We start from the raw sequence: 21,040 nt of genomic DNA on the forward strand, positions 1-21,040 counted from the left end.
CGGACGGGGAGGGCGTGATGGCCGGTACGTGTCCGCGGGCGACGCATCGCCCGCGGACACGTACCGGCCATCACCGAGGTCAGCCGCGGGTCCTGGTGAGGATCGCGCGGAGTTCGGGCACGGGGAGCTTCGGTTCGCGGTCCGCCGTCAGCAGGCCGTTGACCTCCTGCTCGGTGTCGGTGAACTGGGTGTAGCAGAAGCCCGCGAGCCCCGAGTTCACGGCGGCCCCCACCAGGGAGGACAGCCGCTCGGCGAAGTCCTTGTCGGTGGCGACGGTGTCGTAGCCGAACCACTCGGCGCCCTCGGCCGGTTCGAAGGTGGCGCCGCCGAACTCGCTGAGCACGACCGGCTGCCCCTGGTGGCGCACCCCGTCCAGTGTGAGGCGCCGGACGCCGGGCCACTGCTCGGTCAACTCGCCCCCGCGCAGGGATGCATGGCCGTACCGTTCGCGCAGCACATCGGCGCTCTGCGTGTAGTCGTGCACGCCCCACATGTCACCGGCCGAGATCTCCCAGCCGTCGTTGGAGACGGCGGGCCGCGAGGGATCGAGGGCCTTCGTCAGGTGGTACAGGGCGTCCATGAAGTGGCGCTGCTCGGGGACGAGCGCCGGATTGGGCACGGACCAGGACTCGTTGAGGGGAATCCAGGCGACGATCGAGGGGTGACTCAGGTCGCGCGAGACCGCCTCCGTCCACTCGGCGACCACCCGCTCCACGGTGGTCGTGGAGAACGCGTACGCCGACGGCATCTCGCCCCACAGCACGAGGCCGAGCCGGTCCGCCCAGTACAGGAAGCGCGGATCCTCGATCTTCTGGTGGATGCGCAGCCCGTTGAGGCCGATCTCCTTGGCCAGTTCGGCCTCCCGGCGCAGCTCCTCGCCGGACGCCGCGAGGTGCGAGCCCGGCCAGTAGCCCTGTTGGAGCGCGAGCCGCAGGAAGTACGGCTTGTGGTTGAGGAGGAAGAGACCGTCGTCCCAGCCGATGTCTCGCAGCCCGAGGTACGACGAGACGTGGTCGACGGCCGCGCCGTCCGAGGTGTCGGTGACATCGACCGTCGCGTCCACGAGGTGCGGGCGCTCCGGGCTCCACAGCACACCGTCCAGGTCCTGGCCGTTGCGCAGGGCGGGCACCGCGACGTCGAACGACGTCTCCTGGCTCTCGGCGAGAGTCCGCTGGTCGGTGAGGACGCGCTCGCCCAGTGCGAGACGCACCGACACATGCACGGGCGACGCGGGCCACCCGCTCAGGCGAACCCGGCAGCGGACGCGGGCGTTCGCGACGTCGGGAGTCCAGTGCAGCGTCGTCACGTGCAGTTCGGGCACCTCCTCCAGCCAGACGGGCTGCCAGATCCCCGACGTGCGGTGGTACCAGATGACGTGCGGGTCGCGGTGCCAGTCCTGCTTGCCGCGCGGCTGCGTCACGTCGAGCGGCTGGTCCTCCGCGCGGACCACGAGGACGTGCTCGCCGTCCCCGTCGAGCACGTCCGTGACATCGCAGGAGAAGCCGGTGTGTCCGCCCTCGTGCCGGCCGACCAGGCGACCGTCCACCCAGACCTCCGCACGGTGGTCGACCGCTCCGAAGTGCAGAAGCAGGCGGCGGCCCGCGGCGGGCCGGGCCACGTCGATCGTGCGCCGGTACCAGAGCACGGGGTGGAAGCCGGCGTCCCGCACCCCGGACGCCTCGGACTCGGGCGGGTAGGGCACGGTCACGACGCCGGTGAACGGCTCGGTGACATCCGGATCCATCCAGCGCTCCGCGCGGCCGCGGCCGTCGTCGTCACGGGCGAACCGCCACGGACCGCTCAGGTCGTGCCAGTCCGGGTCCCGGACGAGCTGCGGCCGGGGGTGTCCTGCGACGTCGAGATGGGTGTGAGACAAGGAGAACTCCGGTGGTGTGGTGCGCTGTTCAGGGGACGGGCCGGGGTGTCAGGGCGCGGGGCGGATCGTGGGGGAGCGGAGGTCGACGGCCGTGGCGGCGAAGGTCAGCGGGCCGGGCAGCAGCGGGACGAGCATCGGCATCGCCCACGCGAGGAGCGCGGCCAGGACCACGGCGCCCGCGAGGAGCAGACTGCCGCGCGGATCGGCGACCGAGCGGACGAGCGCCTCACGGGCCGACAGCCGATGCGGCTCCTCCAACGCCGTGGCCCGCAGCCCCACCACCGCGGCCCCCAGGGCGAGCAGCAACAGGGCGGGCGCCAGGACCTTCGCGCCCGGCAGGTCGGTGCCGAGCAGCCGGCTGTCGAGCAGCAGGAGCAGGGCGAAGAGCGGCGGGACGAGGCCGGCCAGCAGTGTGCGCGTGCCGAGACGTGCGCGCAGCTCACCGACGTATCCGCGGACACTGATCTGGACGCCGCTGTGCGCCGTGCCGCGCAGCGTCGCCGACGCCGCCGAGAAGGCGGCGGGCGCCGTGACGACGGGCAGGCAGGCGACGCTGGTCAGCAGGCCGACGAGCAGCATGTCCGCGAAGAGCGAGAAGCCGACGCCGAACACCTCGCCCGGTTCCTTGCGTTGCTGTCCCGTGCCGCGCGGCGCGACAGGTGTGTGAGCCATGTCGTCTCAGCCCTTCAGCCCGGAGGTCGCCATGCCCTGCACGAGATAGCGCTGGAAGACGAAGAAGAACAGCACGATCGGCAGGACGGAGATCACCGACATGGCGAACATCGGCCCGTACGCGGAGGTGCTGCCCTGGTCGACGAAGCTGCGTAGGGCGAGCGTGATGGTCGACTTCTCCGGCGAGAACAGATAGATCATCTGCGTGAAGAAGTCGTTCCACGTCCAGATGAACGTGAAGATGGCCGTGGTGATCAGCGCCGGACGGCTGAGCGGCAGCGTGATCGCCCAGTAGGTGCGGAAAGGGCCGCAGCCGTCGATCCGCGCCGACTCCTCCAGCTCCCGCGGAATCCCCCGCATGAACTGCACGATGAGGAACACGAAGAACGCCTCGGTGGCGAGGAACTTCGGCAGGATCAGCGGCCAGAACGTGTCCGTGAGGCCGAGCCGGTTGAAGATGATGTACTGCGGGATCAGCACGACGTGGTGCGGCAGCATCAGCGTCGCCACCATGAAGCCGAACATCGGCTTGCTCATCCGGAACCGCAGCCGCGCGAAGGCGTACGCGGCCAGCGAGCAGGACAGCACATTGCCGAGAACGGCCCCGCCGGCGATCAGCAGGGTGTTGCCGAGCAGCCGGCTCACCGGAACGCCCGACACACCGTCGAGGGCGGTCGTGTAGTTGCCCCACTCCAGGTGGCTGGGCCACAGGTCGAGGCTGGCGATGACCTCGTCGGCCGGCTTCAGGGACGTGGCGAGCAGCCAGGCCAGCGGGTACAGCAGCACCAACAGGCCCACGGCGGCGATCGTGTGCGGCACCCACCGCTTCGCGGCGATGTTCATCGGGCTGCCCCCTCGTTGTCATCGGCGTAGAAGACCCACGACCGGGACGTCCGGAAGAGGATCAGGGTGACCACGCCGATCGCGATCAGCAGCAGCCAGGCCATCGCCGAGGCGTAGCCCATGTGCGAGGCCGTGAAGCCGCGCTCGTACAGGTACAGCGTGTAGAACAGCGTGGAGTCGGCGGGTCCGCCCTCGCCGCCGCTGACGGCGAACGCGGGGGTGAAGACCTGGAAGGAGTTGATGACTTCGAGGACCAGGTTGAAGAAGACGACCGGGGACAGCATCGGCACGGTCACCGAGACGAACTGCCGCCAGCGGCCCGCCCCGTCGAGCGCCGCGGCCTCGTACAGATCGGGCGAGATCTGCTGCAGACCCGCCAGGAAGATGACCATCGGGGCGCCGAACTGCCACACCGTCAGCAGGACGATCACGTAGATGGAGAGATCGGCGTTGCCGACCCAGCCGCCCGTGTGGATGCCGATGCTTCCGAGGATGTGGGAGACGGTCCCGCCGTCGTTGAACAGCGCCCGCCACACCAGCGCGATGGACATGCTCGCCCCGAGCAGCGACGGCGCGTAGAACGCGGAGCGGTAGAAGGCCCGGCCCCGGCCGAGGTTCTTCAGCAGCATCGCCACACCGAGGGCGAGACCCAGCTTCAGCGGGACGGCCACGACGACGTACAGCATCGTGGTGCCGACCGAGCGCCAATAGCGGGGATCGTCGGTGAGCATGTCGGTGTAGTTGCGCAGGCCGATCCACTTCGGGGGGTCGAACAGGTTGTAGTCCGTGAACGACAGATACAGCGACACCGTCATCGGTACGAGCGTCAGCACGACCGCGCCGATCATCCACGGCGAGAGGAACACGTAGGCGGGCCACTGCTTCTCGCGCACCCGGCGGACGCGGCCGCCGGACGTGGACCGTTCGGGGTCCTGGTGTGCGGGGGCGGGCGCCTTGGTGGTGAGTGCGCTCATGACCTCAGCTCCTTGGTGGCCTCGTCGATGAGTTCGCGCGCCGCCTGGCGGGGAGTGGCCTTGCCGTACATCACGCGCTGGTACACGCGGTTGAACGTGGGCTGGATCGCCAGGTCGGCGGGCGGCGGGGCGGTCGGCGGAGCGTCGAGGCCGTACTTCTCCATCGTCTGCGCGTAGCGGTAGATCTCCAGCTCGGGGCCCTCGAGCGTCTTGCCGACGCGCGCGGCGATCGTCCGGTTGGGCGGGGTGGACCGGGAGAACCCGAGGATGTCGCCGGCCCGCCTGTCGTTGAGCAGGAAGTCGACCAACTGCGCAGCCTCCTTGGGGTGCGGGGAGTGCGCGCCGATGCCGACCAGCATGCTCGGCTTGAAGTACGCGCCCTGCCTGCCGTCGGTCGTGGGCACCGGCGCGTAGTGGATGTGGTCGCCGAGCAGGTCGACATAGCCGGGGAAGGGTGCGTCCCACGTGAAGTCGGAGGCGGCGAGGTGGCGGCCCATCGGGGACATCTCGGTGTTCGTGGCCTGCACGGAGTCCCGGGGCTCTGCGATCGCGCCCGTCTTGCGGAGGCGGTCGTAGAACGTCCAGAACTCGGCGAGATCGTCCTCGGTGAAGGCGAGTTCGGTCTGGCTCTTGTAGAGCTTCCCGCCGCGACCGCGCAGCCAGTCCTCGAAGATGTCCTCGTTGCCGCCGCCGTCATTGGCGCCGCGCAGCGTGCGGCCGTCGGGGGACTTCAGGCCCAAGGCGGTGATCTTCTTGTTGGCCTCGGCCCACTCCTGCCAGGTCCAGTCGGTGGGAGGTGTGCCGATCCCGGCCCGCTCGAAGATCTTCGAGTCGTAGGCGAACCCGGTGATGCCACGGCCCATCGGCAGGGCGTACTGGACGCCCCGGTACGTGCCGGTGCGCAGGAAGCTGCGGTCCATGTCGGACGTGTCGATGGTGCCGTCCTTGATGGCGTCGTCGAGGGACAGCAGCGCGTCACCGCCGGCGTACTGGGACACCTGCCGGTAGTCCAGCTGCACCACGTCGGGGATGCCGCCGCCCGCGGCCTGCGTCGCCAACTTCTGGAGGTACGCGCCGAATTCACCGTTCGACGTGCGGACGGTGACGCCGGGGTGCTCCTTCTCGAAGAGGCGCACCGCTTTCTCGGTGCGCGCGGCACGGTCGTCATTGCCCCACCAGGAGAACCTGAGGGTGACACCGCGCGACGTGCCGCCGCTCGCGGTGGAACAGCCGGACAACGTTCCGGTCAGCGCGGCACCGACCCCGGCGGCCGCGGTGGTCAGGACGGCCCGGCGGCTGAGGTGGGGGCGCGGGCCGCTTCGGGGCTCGGGCATGAGAGACCTCTCATGAGGCAGGCGTGTGGGGCACCGCGGCTGGTGCGCAGGTGCTGCGGCGCACCCCGACGGCGGCGGATTCCAACGTTGTAACCAGTGCGTGTCGCCGAGGTCAACCCTCTGACGTAAATGAACGCGGACCGGGATCAGGGCTGTGAACGACGGTCACCACGTGCATAATCAAGGAAGACAATGTGAGGGGAGCCGGGCAGTGGCAGCAGTGACGCTCAAGGACGTCGCCGAGCGGGCGGGGGTGTCGATCAAAACCGTTTCCAACGTTGTACGGGACGCGCCGCGGGTCTCGGAAGCCACGCGGACCCGCGTGATGCGCGCCGTGCAGGAGCTGGGGTACCGGCCGAACCCCTCGGCCCGCAGGCTGCGGACCGGGCGCAGTGGCCTGATCGCCCTCGCCGTGCCCGACCTGGCCACGCCCTACTTCGCGGAACTCGCCCACCACGTGCGCACCGAGGCGGCGGCGCTCGGCTTTACCGTCCTCATCGAGGAGACCCTCGGCGACACCAAGGAGGAACTGCGCCTCGCGACGGGCGTCGGCGCGTCACTCCTGGACGGCGTGATCCTCTCCCCGCTGCATGTCTCGCCTGACGAACTCGCCCCCGTCACCGACCAGTTCCCCCTCGTCCTCCTCGGCGAGCGCAGCTACGAGGGCGACCGCGTGGTGGCGGACCACGTCCTCATCGACAACGTGGCGGCGGCCCGCGAGGCCACCGCACACCTGGCGAGTCTCGGCCGCACCCGCATCGCCGCGATCGGCGTCGACAAGGCGGGTTCCGCCACGAGCCGCCAACGCCTGGAGGGTTTCCAGCAGGCGCTGCACGACGCGGGCCTCACCTACGACCCCCGCCTCGCGCCCCAGATCAAGGACTTCGACCGCCGCAACGGCCTCCAGGCGATGCGCACCCTGACTGCGCTTCCGAAGGGTCAGCGCCCCGACGCGGTCTTCTGCTTCAGCGACCTCCTGGCCGTCGGTGCCCGCCGCGCCCTGCACGAAGCGGACTTGTCCATCCCCGGCGACGTGGCCCTGGCAGGCGTCGACGGCTCGGAGGAGGCCCTCTACGGCACGCCGTCGCTGACCTCGGTGGTCCCCGACAAGTCGGCGATCGCCGCGCTGGCCGTGAAGTGTCTGGTCGACCGCATCCGCGCGGAGGACCCCCCGCCGTTCGAGGTGCACATGGCGCCGCATTGGCTGGAGGTGCGGGAGTCGAGCGGGGGCGAACGGAAACCGTTGGAGCCCTGAACGCTCGCGCTCAGCACCGCCGTTCATCTCGCTGGAGGCCGAACGCCCCGGTACTGCACCGCAGTTCACGACTCGTGAGAGCCCTGGACCCCGCGCCCTGCCCTGCCGTTCACCCCTCGAACGACGTCGCCAGGATCTCCTGCACCCGCGCCGCGTTCGACGCGATGTGGTGTCGCGCCTCCCGCTGCGCGCGCTGCGCGTCGCCCGCGCGGATCGCGGACATCAGCGGTTCGTGCTCGCCGAGCAGCCTGCGCGGGTTCTCGTTCTCGCGTTCGTGGGCGGACAACGCCATGAGGTAGAAGCGCAGTTCACGGGTGAGCCCGGCGTAGAACGCGTCGAGGCGCGCGTTGCCGAGCGTCGCCACGATCGCCCCGTGGAAGGCGAGGTCCGCGGCCACGATGTCGGCGCGTCGCAGTGAGGCCGTGACGGTGACGAGGTTGTCGTACGCCGCCTCCACAGCGGCGAGTTGGGCCGCACCGAGGGGCGCCGCGAGGGCCGCCGCCTCCAAGTGCTCGCGAGCCGTGTAGAGCTCGTCGACGCTCCGCGGCGTGGGGGAGATGACCACGGCCCCGCGGTTGGCCTGGAACCGGATCAGACCGCCGTGCTCCAGCAGGCGGACGGCCTCGCGCACCGTGTTGCGGGCGATGCCGAGTTCGGCGGCGATGGCGCTCTCGCGCAGGCGCTCGCCCGGCCGGAAGGAGCCGGCGAGGATCCGCTCCGACAGACCGTCGGCGATCTGCTGTGCGGTCGTGGTCCGCTGGGCCACCAGCCCTTCAAGTGCCGTCATGGCGTCATCGTAACCACCCTGGGACCTCTGGTGCCGAACAGTAGAACTGTTCTACAGTTGCGCACTGCTTCGGCCGCTCACGGCCCGTCGCCTGCGTGACCCACTGAACCGATGTGGCAGGAGGGCTCTCCACAGTGCGGACAACTCGCGAGAACGACAGGATCGATCCGGGTGAGGGGACGGCCCCCGAGCGGCAGCCCTCCGATGCGCCCCGCACCCTCAGGCAGCGGCACGTCCGCATGATCGCCCTCGGCGGCATCGTCGGCGCCAGCCTCTTCGTCGGCAGCGGCGCCGTCATCCACACCGTCGGACCGGCGAGCATCCTGTCCTACGCGCTCGGCGGCCTCCTGGTCATCCTCGTCATGCGGATGCTCGGCGAGATGGCGACCGCCTCGCCGACCCTCGGCTCGTTCATGGAGTACGCGAGGACGTCCCTCGGCGGCTGGGCCGGATACACCATCGGCTGGCTGTACTGGTACTTCTGGGTCGGCGTCGTCGCCTTCGAGGCGGTCGCGGGCGCCAAGCTGCTGAGGCTCTGGATACCCGGCGTACCGCAGTGGCTCTTCTCCCTGATCCTGATGACACTGCTGACGGCCACGAACCTGGTGTCGACCCGCTCGTTCGGGGAGACCGAGTTCTGGCTGGCCTCCATCAAGGTCGTCACCATCGTCGTGTTCCTCGTCGCCGGCACACTCTTCGCGCTGGGGCTGTGGCCGGACGCCAAACTGTCGGTGGGCAACGTCGCCCTCGACGGATTCGCCCCCAACGGCCTGTCGGCCATCCTGCACGGCGTCGTCCTCGTGATCTTCTCCTACGTCGGCACCGAGATCGTCACCATCGCCGCCGCCGAATCCGACAACCCCGTGAAGTCCGTCGTCAAGGCGACCTCCTCCACGGTGTGGCGGGTCATCATCTTCTACGTCGGCTCGGTCACCCTGCTGGTGATGATGACGCCGTGGGACCGGATCCCGACCGAGACCAGTCCGTACGCGGCCGCCTTCGGCAAGATGGGCGTGCCCGCGGCGACGACCATCATCAACGTCGTGGTGCTCACCTCGGTCCTCTCCGTGCTCAACTCCGGTTTGTACACGGCCTCCCGCATGCTCTTCGCCCTCCAGGGCAACAAGTGGGCGCCCCGCTGGGTCGCCCACCGCAGCCGCAAGGGCACCCCGTGGAAGGCGATCCTGGCCTGCACGTCCGTCGGATACGTGGCCGTCGCCATGAGCTATGTCGCCCCTGACACCATCTTCAACTTCATCATCAACTCGGCAGGCGCCGTAGGCCTGTTCGTCTACGCGATCATCGCCGGCTCGCAGCTGCGCATGCGACGGCAGCTGGAACGCGAGTCCCCGGAGCGGCTCAAGCTGCGCATGTGGGCCTACCCGTACCTGAGTTGGGCCACTCTCGCGGGCATCATCGTCGTCCTGAGCTCCATGCTTCTCGTCCCCGACGCGCGCTCGCAGCTGTATCTGAGCGTCCTGAGCCTGGCCGCCATCCTCGCCACCTACGTGCTCGTACGGTCCCGGCGGCGCGACACCAGGCACTGACCGCCCACCCCCACACCTCATGGAGACCTCATGGCCCAGGAGAACCCGCCCGTGCTGCCCGGCCCCGCCCTGTGGAGCGCGCAGGCCCACCTCCCGTCCGTCCTCGGACGCCAGCTGACCATCGAACGCGCCGAAGGCAGCTACCTGTTCACTGCGGACGGCCGCCGCCTCTTCGACGGCACCGCCGGCCTGTGGCACGCCAACGTCGGCCACGCACGCCCCGAACTCGCCGACGCCGCCCACGACCAGATGCGGCGCCTGGAGACGTACCACGTGTTCGGCCGCTACCTGAACGACCGCGCCGTCGCCCTCGGTGAACGCCTCGCCGCGCTGTCACCCATCGACGACCCCAAGGTCATCCTCAACAGCGGCGGCAGCGACGCCATCGACGTCGCCTGCAAACTCGCCCGCAGGCACTGGCAGCGCGAGGGCCGCGAGGACAAGACCATGATCCTCAGCCGCGAGTTCGCCTACCACGGACTGCACGCCTACGGCACGAGCATCGCGGGCCTCGAATTCAACCGGGCCGGCTACGGCACCGAGTCCCTGGTCCCGGAGACCGCGCGCGTGTCGACGTACGACATCGACGCGGTCGAGCACACCGTGCGGGAGATCGGCCCCGAGCACATCGCGGCGATCGTCGCCGAACCCGTCCAGGGCACCGGTGGTGTGATCCCGCCCGCGCCCGGCTACCTCGAAGGCCTGCAGCGCATCTGCCGGGAGAACGACATCCTGCTGATCATCGACGAGGTCATCACCGGATTCGGGCGCACGGGCCACATGTTCGCCACCGAACGCTACGGGCTCACACCCGACCTGATCACCTTCGCCAAGGGCGTCACCTCCGGCTACGCCCCGCTCGGCGGCGTCCTCGTCGCCCCGCACATCTGGCAGCCGTTCTACCGGGACGCGGACGACACACCCATGTTCCGGCACGGCGCCACCTACTCCGGGCACGCCACCGCCTGCGCCGTCGCCCTGCGCAACCTCGACATCCTCGACGAGGAGAAGCTGGTGCCCCGCGTCGCCGAGCTCGAGCAGGTGCTCGCCGACGAACTGCGGGTCCTGGGCACGCGAGAGTCCGTCGTCGAGACACGCGTCGCGGGACTGCTCGGCGGTGTCGCCCTCGTCGACGACATCAGCGCGGAGGCGGTCACCGACGAGCTCGTCGAGCACGGCTTCGTCACCCGCCCGCTGAGCGGCAACACCGTGCAGATCAGCCCGCCGTTCATCACCACCGACGAGGAACTGCGCGGACTCGTCGCGGCCATCGGCACGGTGCTCGCGGCACATGAAGGCCAGTGACGCGATGCCGACGACGCAGGGGCAGTCCGGCGGCCTGGTCGAGTCGCGATCGATCGACGTCGTGCCGGACGAGGAACGGCACGGCACCGCGTTCAGCCAGTTCACCCTGTGGGTGGGCGCGAACCTGCAGATCACGGCCGTGGTCACGGGCGCCCTCGCGGTGGTGCTCGGCGCCACCGCCTTCTGGGCGGTCATCGGGCTCCTCGCCGGAAACCTGCTCGGCGGCGCGGTGATGGCCCTGCACTCGGCGCAGGGCCCCCGCCTCGGCCTGCCTCAAATGATCTCCTCGCGGGCCCAGTTCGGGGTCCGCGGCGCGGTGGTGCCGCTCGTCCTCGCGGTGTTCATGTTCATCGGCTGCACCGCCAGCGGCACCGTCCTCGCGGGCGAGGCAGTCGGCGAACTGACCCACCTGGGACCCGTCGCGGGCATCCTGATCTTCACGGCGGTCACCGCGGTGGCGGCCGCCGTCGGCTACCGCCTCATCCACTTCCTGGGCCGCCTCGCCGGAGTGGTGTGCGGCGTGGCGTTCGTCTACCTCGGCGTACGCCTCCTGCAGCACGACGACATGGGTACGGTCCTCGCCGACCACAGCTTCGCCCTGCCGGCGTTCCTGCTCGCCGTCTCGCTCTCGGCATCCTGGCAGCTGTCGTTCGGCCCGTACGTCGCCGACTACTCGCGCTATCTGCCGCGCTCGACCTCGGCCCGTGCGACGTTCGGCTGGACGCTGGCCGGGACCGCGCTCGGAGCCCAGTGGTCGATGGCCTTCGGCGCGCTGGCCGCCGCGGCGGCGGGGGAGGCGTTCGTCGGCCACGAGGTGACGTACGTGGTGTCACTCGGCGGGGCGGGCCTGATGGCGGCGGTGCTCTACTTCGTCATCGCCCTCGGCAAGCTGACCGTCACGGTCCTCAACACCTACGGCGCGTTCATGTCGACCGTGACGAGTGTGACCGGGATGCGGCGGCGGGGCGCGGTGCCCTACCGCCTCTCGCCGCGCGGGCGGGTCGGCTACATCGCCGCGATCATCGTGGTGGGCGCCGCCCTCGCCCTCGCCGGGCGGGGCGACTTCCTCAACACGTTCTCGACGTTCCTGCTCATCGTGCTGGCCTTCTTCACCCCGTGGAGCGCGGTGAACCTCGCCGACTACTACCTGGTCGCGAAGGAGCGCTACGACATCCCGGCCCTCAACGACCCCGACGGCCGCTACGGATCCTGGCGGGCGCCCGCCCTGGTGTCGTACGGAGTGGGTCTGGCGGTCCAACTCCCGTTCATGGCAACGGACCTGTTCACCGGCCCGTTCGTCGCGTCATTGGGCGGCGCGGACATCTCGTGGATCGTGGGCCTTACGCTGCCCGGAGTACTGTACTGGTTCCTGGCCCGCCGCGAACGGCACCGGATCCCGGACCGGATGATCTACCCGGAGGACGCGGTGCCGGTACAGGCGCCCCGGGGAGCGACGGAGGTGCCCGCGTAGCCCGGAGTCAGCTACGCGGCACCGCCCCGGGAGGCCCCTGCGCCAAGGACGAGCGCGTCCACAACCAGCGCACCTCCCGGGGCGAGTCGCACCGGATTGAGCTCGACCTCGGCGATGTCCTCCCGCCCGGCGATCACCTCGGACACGGCGACGACCACATCCACCAGGGCCTCCATGTCGACGGGGCGGCGGCCGCGCCAGCCGTGCAGCAGCGGGGCCATCCGCAGGCCCCGCACCATGGCATGCGCGGTGGCCCGGGAGCAGGGCGCCAGTTCGAGGGCCAGATCACGGGAGAGTTCGGCCCGGACCCCGCCCGCCCCGACCACCACGACCGGGCCGAACGACACGTCCCGCCGGGCGGCGACGAGCACCTCGACCGTGTCCGTACGCCGGTCCATCTCCTCGACCACGTAGCGATGCGGCCCGAGGCGCTCGACCATGTCGTGGTACGCGGCCCGCAGCGCGCCGGGATCCCACAGCCCGGTCGCCACACCACCGTGCTCGGTCTTGTGCTCCAGCCAGTCGGCCTTGAGTACGACGGGGGCCGAGAGGGAGGCCGCCACGGCCACCGGGTCACGGGTGCCCGGAGGTACTTCAACGGCCCGGGCGAACGGCACACCTGCCTCGCCCAGCAGACGCCGGGCGGCCAGGTAGCCCGCACCGATGGGCGCCTTCACCGGCATCGGACGAGGTGCCGGGCGGTGGCACGGCTCCCGGCTCAGCCGGTGAGCCGTGGCGACGGCCCGCAGCGCCCGCTCGACATCCGTGAACGTCGGCACACCCGAAGCCTCCAACTCCTGTATCGCCAGGGTGTGTTCGGCCATGGAGTGCACGACGACGGGCAAGGAGTTGTCGGTGGCGAGGCGGCCCAGGGCACGGGCCGCGGCCGACTCCGTCGTCGCCTGCGCGGGGATGTCACGCCCGTAACTGCCGAAGTAGCCACTGAGCACGACCGTGTCGGCGACGGACGCGGCCGCCAGGCATGCCGGGACAGAGGCGTACGTCGACAGGTCCCGCTCGCCCGCACCGTCGAGGTCCACAGGGTTCGCCCGCCCGGCATGCGGTGGCAGGTGTCGCGCGAGGTCCCGCTGTACGGCCGACGGGAACTCCGTGACGTCCAGACCGAGCCGCGCGGCGGTGTCCGCCGCCACGGCGCCCTGCCCGCCGCTGTCCGCCACGATCGCCACGCGCGGCCCACGGACCGGGGCCGCGCGGAGCATCACATGGGCGGTGTCGGCGAGTTGGGCCGGGGTGTCGACGCGGACGGCGCCGACCGCGCGGCAGGCCGCGTCCACGACATCGAGGGCGGAGGTCATGGCGCCGGTGTGCGAGCGGGCGGCCGCGCGCGCCGCCGTGCTGGCGCCGACGGTGAGCAGCAGCACCGGCTTGCCCGCCTCCCGCAGCGCGGCGAGAGCGTCGAGGAGCGCCGCGCCGTCGCCGTAACTCTCCAGGTAGAGGGCGACGGCGCGCGTGGTGTCGTGGTCGACGAGGTCGGCGAGCACCTCGGCGGCACCGACGTCGAGCTGGCTGCCCACGGAGACGAAGCGCGAGACACCCACGCCACTGGCTGCGGCCAGCTGGGCGATCTCCAGGCCGACCTGGCCGCTCTGCGACACGACGGCGAGCGAGCCCGCGGTGAACCGGCCCCAGGCCAGCTCCAGTTCGGCCGACGCGTCGTACAGGCCCAGGCAGTTCGGACCCACCAGACGGGAGCCACCGGCCCTGACGGTCCGGGTGAGTGCGGCGGGGTCCTCGACGCCGGAGGTGACGGCCAGCAGCCCCGGCACCCCGAGGGCGACCGCGTGCTCGACTCCTGCGGCGAGGGCGGCCGCCGGCACCGCGAAGGCGACCAGGTCGGGAACCTCGGGCAGGGCGTCGAGTGCCGGGTGGCTCGGCCGCCCGAGGACGGTCGCGCCCCGCGCGTTGACGAGATGCACCCGGCGCCGATGTCGGCCGGCCAGTGCACCACGGGCGAGCCAGTGGCCCCACTTGGCGGGGTTGTCGGTGGCGCCGACCACGGCGACGGACCGCGGGGCGCGGAACACGTCGAGCGTCCGACGGGTCGTCATGATGCCGCGAGCGCGCGGGAAATGATGAGCCGCTGGATGTCTGACGTGCCTTCCTCGATCTCCTCCAGCTTGGCGTCCCGCAGCCACTTCTCGGCGAGGAACTCCTGCGAGTAGCCGTTGCCGCCCAGCGTCTGCACGGCGGCCCACGTGGCGAACATGGCGTTCTCCGAGCCGACCAGCTTCGCCGTCGCCGCCTCCGACGTCACCTTCAGACCCCGGTCGTGCAGGCACGCCGCGCGCATCGTCAACAGGTGGGTGGTGTCCGCGCGGGTCGCCATGTCGGCGAGCCGGAAGGCCACCGCCTGGTGCTCGATGATCGGCACGCCGAACTGCACCCGCTCGCGTGCGTAGTGCACCGCCAGGTCGAGTGCCGCCCGGCACAGTCCGGCGCAGGACGCGCCGATCAGGATCCGGGAGGCGTCGAAGGTCCGCATGAGCCCGGAGAAGCCCTGCCCCTCCTCGCCGAGCCGGTCGGCGACCGGGACCCGGGCACCGTCGAGGAACACCTCGGCGCTGACGATGGCCCGCTGCCCCATCTTGCGCATCGGCCGGCCGACGGAGAGCCCCGGTGTGTCCCGGTCGACGACGAACGCCGTGACACCACGGGAGCGGAGCTTCGGATCGACCGTCGCGAACACCACGAACCGGCTCGCGTAAGGGGCGTTGGAGATCCACGTCTTCTGCCCGCTGAGCACATAGTGGTCGCCCTCGCGCACCGCACGTGTGCGGATGCCGACGGCGTCCGAGCCGTGGTCGGGCTCCGTGACGGCGAGCGCGGTCAGCGGCGGGGCCGCCCCGGTCAGCGGGCGCAGCCACCGCTCCTTCTGCGCGTCGGTGCCCAGTTCGAGGACCGGGTCCGCGAAGAAGCCGTTGGACGTCAGGAGATTGCCGATGCCGATGTCACCGTGGCACAGCTCCTCCTGGACGAGCGCCTGCGTGGCCAGGTCGGTGACACCGCCCCCGCCGTACGCGGCCGGGATCATGAAGTCCGTCAGACCGGCCGCCGCGGCCTTCTTCCACAGGTCGAGCGGCGATTCGACGGCGGCGTCGTCGACCGCGCGGGCCCGCGGCCGGATCTCCGTGGTGGCGAAGTCGCGGGCCAGCCGGACGAACTCCTGCTGCTCTTCTGTCAGTTCCGAGGGGTCGGGCACGGGGAGGGGCATGACGGGCTCCTCTGTCGGCGATCAGCGGATGGTGACGGTCACTTCGGGACGGTCACTGCGGGACGGTCTCGTGCGGGGGACCGGCGGGCGCCGGCTCGTCCCGGCGGGCCGTGCGGTCGAAGAACTCGGGGGCCACACGTGCGTAGCCGAGCATCAGCAGCCACCCCAGGAGAAGCGTGCCGACGCCGATGAGGAAGACGCCGCCGATGTGCCAGTGCGGTGCGAACGGCAGCGTCCAGGAGGTGTAACTGTTCGCCGGGTCCCAGTCGTTGCGCAGGCTCCACAGCCCGGCGGCGACCAGTATCAGGCCACCGATCGCGGGCAGCACCAGCCGCAGCCACAGATCTCCGGCGCTGCGCCGCCACTGGTCCCGGTACGCCCAGGCCGAGGTCAGTCCGGTGAGTCCGTAGTAGAAAGCGATCATCAAGCCGCAGGAGGAGACCGCGTCGCCGATCACCTGCCCGTCGCTGAGGAAGTTCATGACGATGTAGCACACCGCGCCCGCGAGGCCGGTGGCGATGGTGCCGAACTGTGGGATCGCGTACCGCGGATGCACCTTCGCGAGGATCCGCGGGGCGGCGCCGCGCCGCCCCATCGCCAGCATCGTGCGCCCCAATGTCAGCACGGTCGTCTCGGTGGAGGCGGCCGCGGACGACAGCACCATCAGGACGAGCAGATGCCACAGGAAGGACCCGAGGCCGCTGTCACCGAACACGGCACGGCCGATGGCGGAGAACACATCGCCGAAGTTGTCGGGGTTGCCGAGGCCGATCCCCGTCGTTCCGATGCCGGCGAACGCCAAGGTCGCGATGGTGGCCACCAGATAGAGCCCGAGGAGTGTGAGCGTGGACCAGGCGGCGGCCCGACCCGGAGTGCGGTGCCGGTCTGTCGTCTCCTCGTTGACGGTGAGCGCCGTCTCCCACCCCCAGTAGATGAACAGCATCAGCACGAGCCCGCTGACGAAGGCGCTCGGCGAGGGGATCTCGAAGGGGTTCAGCCACGACAGCTGGGGACGGTGTGCGCCCGGACCGGTGCTGCCGGTGTAGACGCGTACGAGCGCGACCACGGAGAGGACGGCCAGCATCCCGAACTCCAGGAACAACAGTGCGCGTTGGACGGCGGCCGCCACCTCGATGCCCCGGTAGCAGACGGCGCTCATCAGGGCGATCCAGCCGAGCCCCACCAGCAGCACCCACGGGCTCGACGGGTCGGCGCCGATCCCCTCGGCGCCGAAGAGGATGAAGACGTACTGGCCCGCGACCTGCGCCAGGCTCGCGAGGACCAGCACGAACGAGGTGATGATGGCCCAGCCGCCCATGAAGCCCACTCGCGGGCCGAGTACCCGGCTCGCCCAGGTGAAGATCGTGCCGCAGTCCGGCTCCTGACGGTTCAACGCCGCGTACCCGAAGGACACGAACAGGATCGGCACAAAGGCCAGCACGACGATCGACGGTGCCTGGAAACCGACGAACGCCACGATGAACGCGAGCGTCGCCGCGAGGCTGTACGCGGGAGCGGCCGACGCGACCGACAGGATCAGGCTCGTCGTCATGCCGAGCGCGTTGGCGCGCAGACCCTGCTGAGGCGGGTCACCGGAAGGCTCGTCGGTGGTGGTGCGTGGGACGTCCGGCACGGTCGAACTCCCTGTCGGTGGTAGGTGAATCGCAACATTGACGCGATGGTCAATCATGCGCGTGGCGTGCGGCATGTCAAGGGTCCCGGACGTCCCGGATCGCAATATTGACTGGATGATCAGTGTTGCGACATGCTCTCGTGTCATGTGGGAACAGACCGAAATGAACCTGGTCGAGACCGAGGTCGTCATCGTCGGCGGCGGCTACGCGGGTCTCGCCGCGGCGCTCCAACTGCACGACCACGGCGTCGACTTCGCGCTCCTCGAGGCGGCCGACCGGGTCGGCGGCCGCGTGCACACCGAGGCCCGCAGCGGCCTGCGCCTCGACCACGGCGGCCAGTGGATCGGCCCCACCCAGACCCGGCTGCACGCCCTCGCCACCCGTTTCGGCTGCGCCACCTTCCCGACCTGGGAGTCCGGAAAGCACATCGAGGTGTGGCACGACGGAGCCACCGTCCCCTACCTCGGTGTGGCGCCCGCCGAAGGCCCCGGAATCGCCGCGTACACCCACATCACCGAAGCCCTCGACACCCTCGCCCGGACCGTGGACACCACCGAACCGTGGCGCACCCCCGGCTTCGCCGAATACGACGCGCAGACCGCGCAGTCCTACTTTCGCGCGCACACCGACGACCCGGACGCGCTGCGCCGGCTCGCGCTCGCCGTCCAGGGCGTGTGGTGCGCGGAGCCGTACGAGATCTCCCTGTTTCACGTGCTCTTCTACGTCGCCGCGGCCGGCGGCTGGGAGCAGCTCATGGAGACCGGCGGCTGCGCCCAGGACAGCCGCTTCGTCACCGGCGCCGCCGGTCCTGCCCGAGCGGCCGCCGAACTGCTCGGCGACCGGATCCGCCTCGGCGCCGCGGTCCGCCGCGTCGAGCACGACACCGACGGCGTACGCGTCCACACCGCCGACACCGTGTACGAGGCCCGCAGGGCGGTCGTCGCACTCCCGCCACCGGCGGTCCGCGCCCTCGACTTCGCTCCGGCCCTGCCGATCAGCAGGGAGGGCTGGCTCTCGCACAGCCCGATGGGGCGAGTCGCCAAGGTCCACGCGGTGTACGACACCCCGTTCTGGCGCGCGGCGGGCCTCTCCGGCATCGCCACGCTGTACGACGACGGTCCACTCGGCGTCGTCTTCGACAACTCGCCCGCGGACGCGGCGCACGGTGTGCTCGTCGGCTTCGTCTACGGCGACCGGCTCTCCGACTGGAGCCGCCTCGAAGACACCGACCGCCGCGGGGCCGCCCTCGCGAGCCTCGCCCGTGTCGTCGGGGACGCGGCGGCCCGCCCCCTCGACTACACCGAGAAGAACTGGTCGAAGGACCCGCACGCACGCGGCGGCTACGAGGCCTACGCAACCCCCGGCGGCTGGACCGGATACGCACAGCACGGCTGGCGCGCACCCACCGGGACGCTGCACTGGGCCGGCACGGAGACGGCTAGTGTGTGGAACGGCTACATCGACGGCGCCCTCTCCTCCGGGAAGCGGGCGGCCGACGAAGTCATCACGTCACTCCCGGCGCAGGCGGAAGGCTGAACCAGCATGGGCCCCGACAGCGAGGGCGAGGCAACGCTCGTCGAGCGGGCCCGCCAGGTGGTCCTCTCCGCGCCCATGAGCCAGCGGGAGTTCGCCGACCGCGTCGGCATGGACCCCACCGCCCTCTCCAAGGCGCTGCGCGGCAACCGCCGCCTGCGGGACGTCGAGATCGCCGCCATCGCCCAGGTCGGCAAGGTGTCGCAGCGCTATCTGCGGACCGGCGTCGGCCGCCCACCCGTCCCGCGGCAGGGCGCGAACGGCACGCAGAGCACCCGCAGGCGCGCCGACGCCGTGGACGCGGAACTGCGCCGCACGCAGATCCTGGAGGCCACGGCCCGGCTCATCGCGCGTCGCGGCTTCCACAAGGTGCGCGTCGCGGACATCGCCGAGGCCTGCGGCACCAGCACCGGCACCGTGCACTACCACTTCCCGACGAAGGACGACGCCCTGCGCGCCGCGCTCGTCTTCTACGCGGACCGCTTCCACACCCGTCTGGAAGCCGAGTTCGAGACCGCCGACAGCACCGTCGAGAAGCTGCGCCGCCTGATCGAGGTGCAGTTGACGACCACGGAGGAGGACGCCGACGAGTGGTCGGTGTGGGTGCAGTCGTGGAACGAGGCGATCCTCGACCCGAGCCTGCGGGACGGCCAGCGCGGTGTCTACGCCGGCTGGCACGGCGTCGTCCTGGACCTGGTGCGCACCTGCCAGCGCGAGGGCATGGCAGAAGGCGTCGACGCGGAGGCCCTGGCCGCCCGCTTCACGGGACTCGTCGACGGCCTGGCCATCCAAGTCCTGGCGGGAACGGGCGACATGGACGCGGCGCGGATGCGGGAACTGCTCCTGGACGCCTTCGAGCCGTACATCAGCCTGCGAAAGGGCAGTTGAGCGCGCCGGTCGCACGTGGGTTCGGGAGCAACCTCCAAGATCTTATGCGGAGTTGATGCGGGGTCTTCCGTGCCGGATGGGTCTCAACGATAGTGATGCATCGCGGAATTGATCTTCCGCGATGCAGAATGTCCGCCCATGTAGGAGTGCCCCATGGCGCACGCCAACGGAAACATCGCACGCCGCGCAGGCCGTCTCCTGCGCACCAGTCTCTTCGCTCAAGTACTGCTCGCCCTGCTGCTCGGCGTCCTCGTCGGACGCCTGTGGCCGGACGCCGGATCGGCCCTGCAGCCCCTCGGGGACGGCTTCGTCCGGCTCATCAAGGCGATGATCGCGCCCCTGGTGTTCTGCGTCGTCGTCGCGGGCATCACCAAGGCCGGTGACCTGAAGGCCTTCGGCCGGATCGGCGTGAAGGCGCTGATCTGGTTCGAGGTCGCCACCACCGTCGCCCTCGTCATCGGGCTGCTCGCCGGCAACATCCTGGCGCCCGGCGCCGGCATGAACGTCGACCCGGCCACCCTCGACAAGGGCGCGGTCGACGAGCAGACCGGCGGCGGGCATCTCCCGTCCACCGCCCAGTTCATCCTGGAGTCCCTGCCGGACAGCGCCGTCGGCGCCTTCGCCGAGAACTCCCTGCTCCAAGTCCTCGTCCTGGCCTGCCTCGTGGGCGCCGCGCTGCTCCACCTCGGCCAGCGCAAGGTCCCGCAGATCCTGCCCTTCATCGAGCAGGCCCAGGACGTCGTGTTCACCATCGTCGGCTACATCATGAAGCTCGCCCCGCTCGCGGTCTTCGGAGCCACCGCACACCTCGTCGGCGAATACGGCGTGGGTGCGATGTCGACGTACGGAAAGCTGATCGCCGTCTGCTACGGCGTCGCCCTGCTCTTCCTCGTGCTGCTCGGCCTCGCGCTGAAGGCGGTCACCGGGCTGAGCCTGTGGAAGTTCGTCCGCTACACCCGCGAGGAGCTGCTGCTCGCCCTCGGCACCGGATCCAGCGAGACCGTGATGCCGCGGATGATGCAGAAGCTGCGCGCGGCGGGCTGCCGGGACGACGCGGTCGGGCTCGTCCTGCCCACCGGGTACTCCTTCAACCTCGACGGTGCCTCCATCTACCTCTCCATCGGCACCCTCTTCATCGCGCAGGCCGTCGGCGTCGACCTCAGTCTCGGGCAGCAGGTCACGGTCGTCCTCGTACTCATGCTGACCAGCAAGGGCATGGCGGGCGTGCCCGGTTCGGCGTTCCTCGCGCTGTCCGCGACCGCCTCCGCCCTCGGTGTCATCCCGGCGGCCGCGGTGGCGCTGTTGCTCGGCGTCGACCGGATCATGGACTCGATGCGCGTCGCCACCAACCTCCTCGGCAACTGTGTCGCGGTGTTCGCGGTGTCGCGCTGGGAGGGGGCCCTGGACCGGGTCACCGCGAAGCGGGTGATGAACGGCGAGGAACCGGGTGCGGCAGCCGTGGCCACGGCCGAGGGCGGGACACCTGCCAAGGACGTGACGCCCGCAGGCGAGGCGGCGCCCGCCAAGGACAGCTGACCCCCGGCCATCACCACATAAATCAACTCCCTTGCCGCGCCCAACATTTGGCAAAACTAGATTCATGACGCATGGATCTCGATCGGCAGGGCAGACGGCCGCCCAGTAGCAGATCAAGCGAGCGACCTCGAAAGAGTGGGCCGCGGATCAGGG

16 protein-coding genes are annotated in these 21,040 nt (G+C 70.5%); 7 read left to right on the forward strand and 9 right to left on the reverse strand.

All coding sequences use genetic code 11. The features are described 5' to 3' along the window. Positions 1–79 precede the first annotated feature (79 nt). From ACYSUO_RS14360 to ACYSUO_RS14380, 5 genes are read right to left on the reverse strand one after another with little or no spacing between them, the layout of a single operon-like run. Positions 80–1,876: a sugar-binding domain-containing protein gene (locus ACYSUO_RS14360; RefSeq protein WP_461776473.1), complete on the reverse strand. Its 1,797-nt coding sequence runs from the start codon at positions 1,874–1,876 to the stop codon at positions 80–82. Between the two features lie 48 nt (positions 1,877–1,924). Continuing rightward, positions 1,925–2,548 (reverse strand): hypothetical protein, encoded by a 624-nt coding sequence (locus ACYSUO_RS14365; RefSeq protein WP_461776474.1) that lies wholly within the window; start codon positions 2,546–2,548, stop codon positions 1,925–1,927. Between the two features lie 6 nt (positions 2,549–2,554). Then, positions 2,555–3,391: a carbohydrate ABC transporter permease gene (locus ACYSUO_RS14370; protein WP_328630052.1), complete on the reverse strand. Its 837-nt coding sequence runs from the start codon at positions 3,389–3,391 to the stop codon at positions 2,555–2,557. Then, a complete protein-coding gene (locus ACYSUO_RS14375; protein WP_461776475.1) occupies positions 3,388–4,365 on the reverse strand; it encodes a carbohydrate ABC transporter permease in 978 nt (325 codons plus the stop codon). Before ACYSUO_RS14375 ends, ACYSUO_RS14370 begins: the two co-directional genes overlap by 4 nt. Further along, positions 4,362–5,699 (reverse strand): ABC transporter substrate-binding protein, encoded by a 1,338-nt coding sequence (locus ACYSUO_RS14380; RefSeq protein ID WP_461776476.1) that lies wholly within the window; start codon positions 5,697–5,699, stop codon positions 4,362–4,364. Before ACYSUO_RS14380 ends, ACYSUO_RS14375 begins: the two co-directional genes overlap by 4 nt. Positions 5,700–5,910: 211 nt before the next feature. Between ACYSUO_RS14380 and ACYSUO_RS14385 the strand changes: the two genes are divergently transcribed. Continuing rightward, positions 5,911–6,954: a LacI family DNA-binding transcriptional regulator gene (locus ACYSUO_RS14385; RefSeq protein WP_461776477.1), complete on the forward strand. Its 1,044-nt coding sequence runs from the start codon at positions 5,911–5,913 to the stop codon at positions 6,952–6,954. Between the two features lie 109 nt (positions 6,955–7,063). Here the strand turns inward: ACYSUO_RS14385 and ACYSUO_RS14390 are convergent, their stop codons facing one another. Further along, a complete protein-coding gene (locus ACYSUO_RS14390) occupies positions 7,064–7,741 on the reverse strand; it encodes a GntR family transcriptional regulator (RefSeq protein ID WP_461776478.1) in 678 nt (225 codons plus the stop codon). A gap of 134 nt (positions 7,742–7,875) precedes the next feature. On the opposite strand from ACYSUO_RS14390, the gene ACYSUO_RS14395 reads away from it, so the two are divergent. From ACYSUO_RS14395 to ACYSUO_RS14405, 3 genes are read left to right on the forward strand one after another with little or no spacing between them, the layout of a single operon-like run. Further along, positions 7,876–9,288 carry an amino acid permease gene (locus ACYSUO_RS14395; RefSeq protein WP_461776479.1) on the forward strand — a complete coding sequence of 471 codons (1,413 nt, stop codon included), beginning with the start codon at positions 7,876–7,878 and terminating at the stop codon, positions 9,286–9,288. 30 nt (positions 9,289–9,318) lie between these two features. Next, entirely contained in the window at positions 9,319–10,593 is a 1,275-nt protein-coding gene (locus ACYSUO_RS14400; RefSeq protein ID WP_461776480.1) for an aminotransferase family protein, read from the forward strand. After that, the gene (locus tag ACYSUO_RS14405) at positions 10,580–12,064 is read left to right on the forward strand and encodes a purine-cytosine permease family protein (protein ID WP_461776481.1); all 1,485 of its coding nucleotides are present in this window, start codon (positions 10,580–10,582) and stop codon (positions 12,062–12,064) included. Before ACYSUO_RS14400 ends, ACYSUO_RS14405 begins: the two co-directional genes overlap by 14 nt. Positions 12,065–12,075: 11 nt before the next feature. On the opposite strand, the gene ACYSUO_RS14410 is transcribed toward ACYSUO_RS14405, so the two are convergent. Genes ACYSUO_RS14410 through ACYSUO_RS14420 form a run of 3 tightly spaced genes read right to left on the reverse strand, consistent with a single transcriptional unit; the run spans position 12,076 to position 16,929 of the window. Continuing rightward, complete coding sequence (locus tag ACYSUO_RS14410; RefSeq protein WP_461776482.1) at positions 12,076–14,133, reverse strand: acetate--CoA ligase family protein; 2,058 nt, start codon at positions 14,131–14,133, stop codon at positions 12,076–12,078. Beyond that, entirely contained in the window at positions 14,130–15,296 is a 1,167-nt protein-coding gene (locus ACYSUO_RS14415; RefSeq protein ID WP_461776483.1) for an acyl-CoA dehydrogenase family protein, read from the reverse strand. Before ACYSUO_RS14415 ends, ACYSUO_RS14410 begins: the two co-directional genes overlap by 4 nt. Positions 15,297–15,348: 52 nt before the next feature. After that, on the reverse strand, positions 15,349–16,929 hold the full coding sequence (locus tag ACYSUO_RS14420; protein WP_461776484.1) for an APC family permease: 1,581 nt from the start codon (positions 16,927–16,929) through the stop codon (positions 15,349–15,351). Positions 16,930–17,074: 145 nt separating this feature from the next. Here ACYSUO_RS14420 and ACYSUO_RS14425 point away from each other — a divergent pair, with 145 nt between their 5' ends. The 3 genes from ACYSUO_RS14425 to ACYSUO_RS14435 all read left to right on the forward strand — a co-directional run bounded on the left by ACYSUO_RS14425 (position 17,075) and on the right by ACYSUO_RS14435 (position 20,887). Continuing rightward, positions 17,075–18,466 carry a flavin monoamine oxidase family protein gene (locus ACYSUO_RS14425; protein ID WP_461776485.1) on the forward strand — a complete coding sequence of 464 codons (1,392 nt, stop codon included), beginning with the start codon at positions 17,075–17,077 and terminating at the stop codon, positions 18,464–18,466. 6 nt (positions 18,467–18,472) lie between these two features. Further along, positions 18,473–19,351 (forward strand): TetR family transcriptional regulator C-terminal domain-containing protein, encoded by an 879-nt coding sequence (locus ACYSUO_RS14430; RefSeq protein ID WP_461776486.1) that lies wholly within the window; start codon positions 18,473–18,475, stop codon positions 19,349–19,351. 153 nt (positions 19,352–19,504) lie between these two features. Then, a complete protein-coding gene (locus ACYSUO_RS14435) occupies positions 19,505–20,887 on the forward strand; it encodes a cation:dicarboxylate symporter family transporter (protein WP_461776488.1) in 1,383 nt (460 codons plus the stop codon). Positions 20,888–21,040 lie beyond the last annotated feature (153 nt).

The organism is Streptomyces sp. UC4497, from assembly GCF_054871485.1.

What these genes read in the sequence shown, in the direction of transcription:
- ACYSUO_RS14365 (WP_461776474.1), bottom strand. Translation starts at nt 2,548, where the DNA reads ATGGCTCACACACCTGTCGCGCCGCGCGGCACGGGACAGCAACGCAAG.
- ACYSUO_RS14370 (WP_328630052.1), bottom strand. Translation starts at nt 3,391, where the DNA reads ATGAACATCGCCGCGAAGCGGTGGGTGCCGCACACGATCGCCGCCGTG.
- ACYSUO_RS14375 (WP_461776475.1), bottom strand. Translation starts at nt 4,365, where the DNA reads ATGAGCGCACTCACCACCAAGGCGCCCGCCCCCGCACACCAGGACCCC.
- ACYSUO_RS14380 (WP_461776476.1), bottom strand. Translation starts at nt 5,699, where the DNA reads ATGCCCGAGCCCCGAAGCGGCCCGCGCCCCCACCTCAGCCGCCGGGCC.
- ACYSUO_RS14390 (WP_461776478.1), bottom strand. Translation starts at nt 7,741, where the DNA reads ATGACGGCACTTGAAGGGCTGGTGGCCCAGCGGACCACGACCGCACAG.
- ACYSUO_RS14400 (WP_461776480.1), top strand. Translation starts at nt 9,319, where the DNA reads ATGGCCCAGGAGAACCCGCCCGTGCTGCCCGGCCCCGCCCTGTGGAGC.
- ACYSUO_RS14405 (WP_461776481.1), top strand. Translation starts at nt 10,580, where the DNA reads ATGAAGGCCAGTGACGCGATGCCGACGACGCAGGGGCAGTCCGGCGGC.
- ACYSUO_RS14410 (WP_461776482.1), bottom strand. Translation starts at nt 14,133, where the DNA reads ATGACGACCCGTCGGACGCTCGACGTGTTCCGCGCCCCGCGGTCCGTC.
- ACYSUO_RS14415 (WP_461776483.1), bottom strand. Translation starts at nt 15,296, where the DNA reads ATGCCCCTCCCCGTGCCCGACCCCTCGGAACTGACAGAAGAGCAGCAG.
- ACYSUO_RS14425 (WP_461776485.1), top strand. Translation starts at nt 17,075, where the DNA reads ATGTGGGAACAGACCGAAATGAACCTGGTCGAGACCGAGGTCGTCATC.
- ACYSUO_RS14430 (WP_461776486.1), top strand. Translation starts at nt 18,473, where the DNA reads ATGGGCCCCGACAGCGAGGGCGAGGCAACGCTCGTCGAGCGGGCCCGC.
- ACYSUO_RS14435 (WP_461776488.1), top strand. Translation starts at nt 19,505, where the DNA reads ATGGCGCACGCCAACGGAAACATCGCACGCCGCGCAGGCCGTCTCCTG.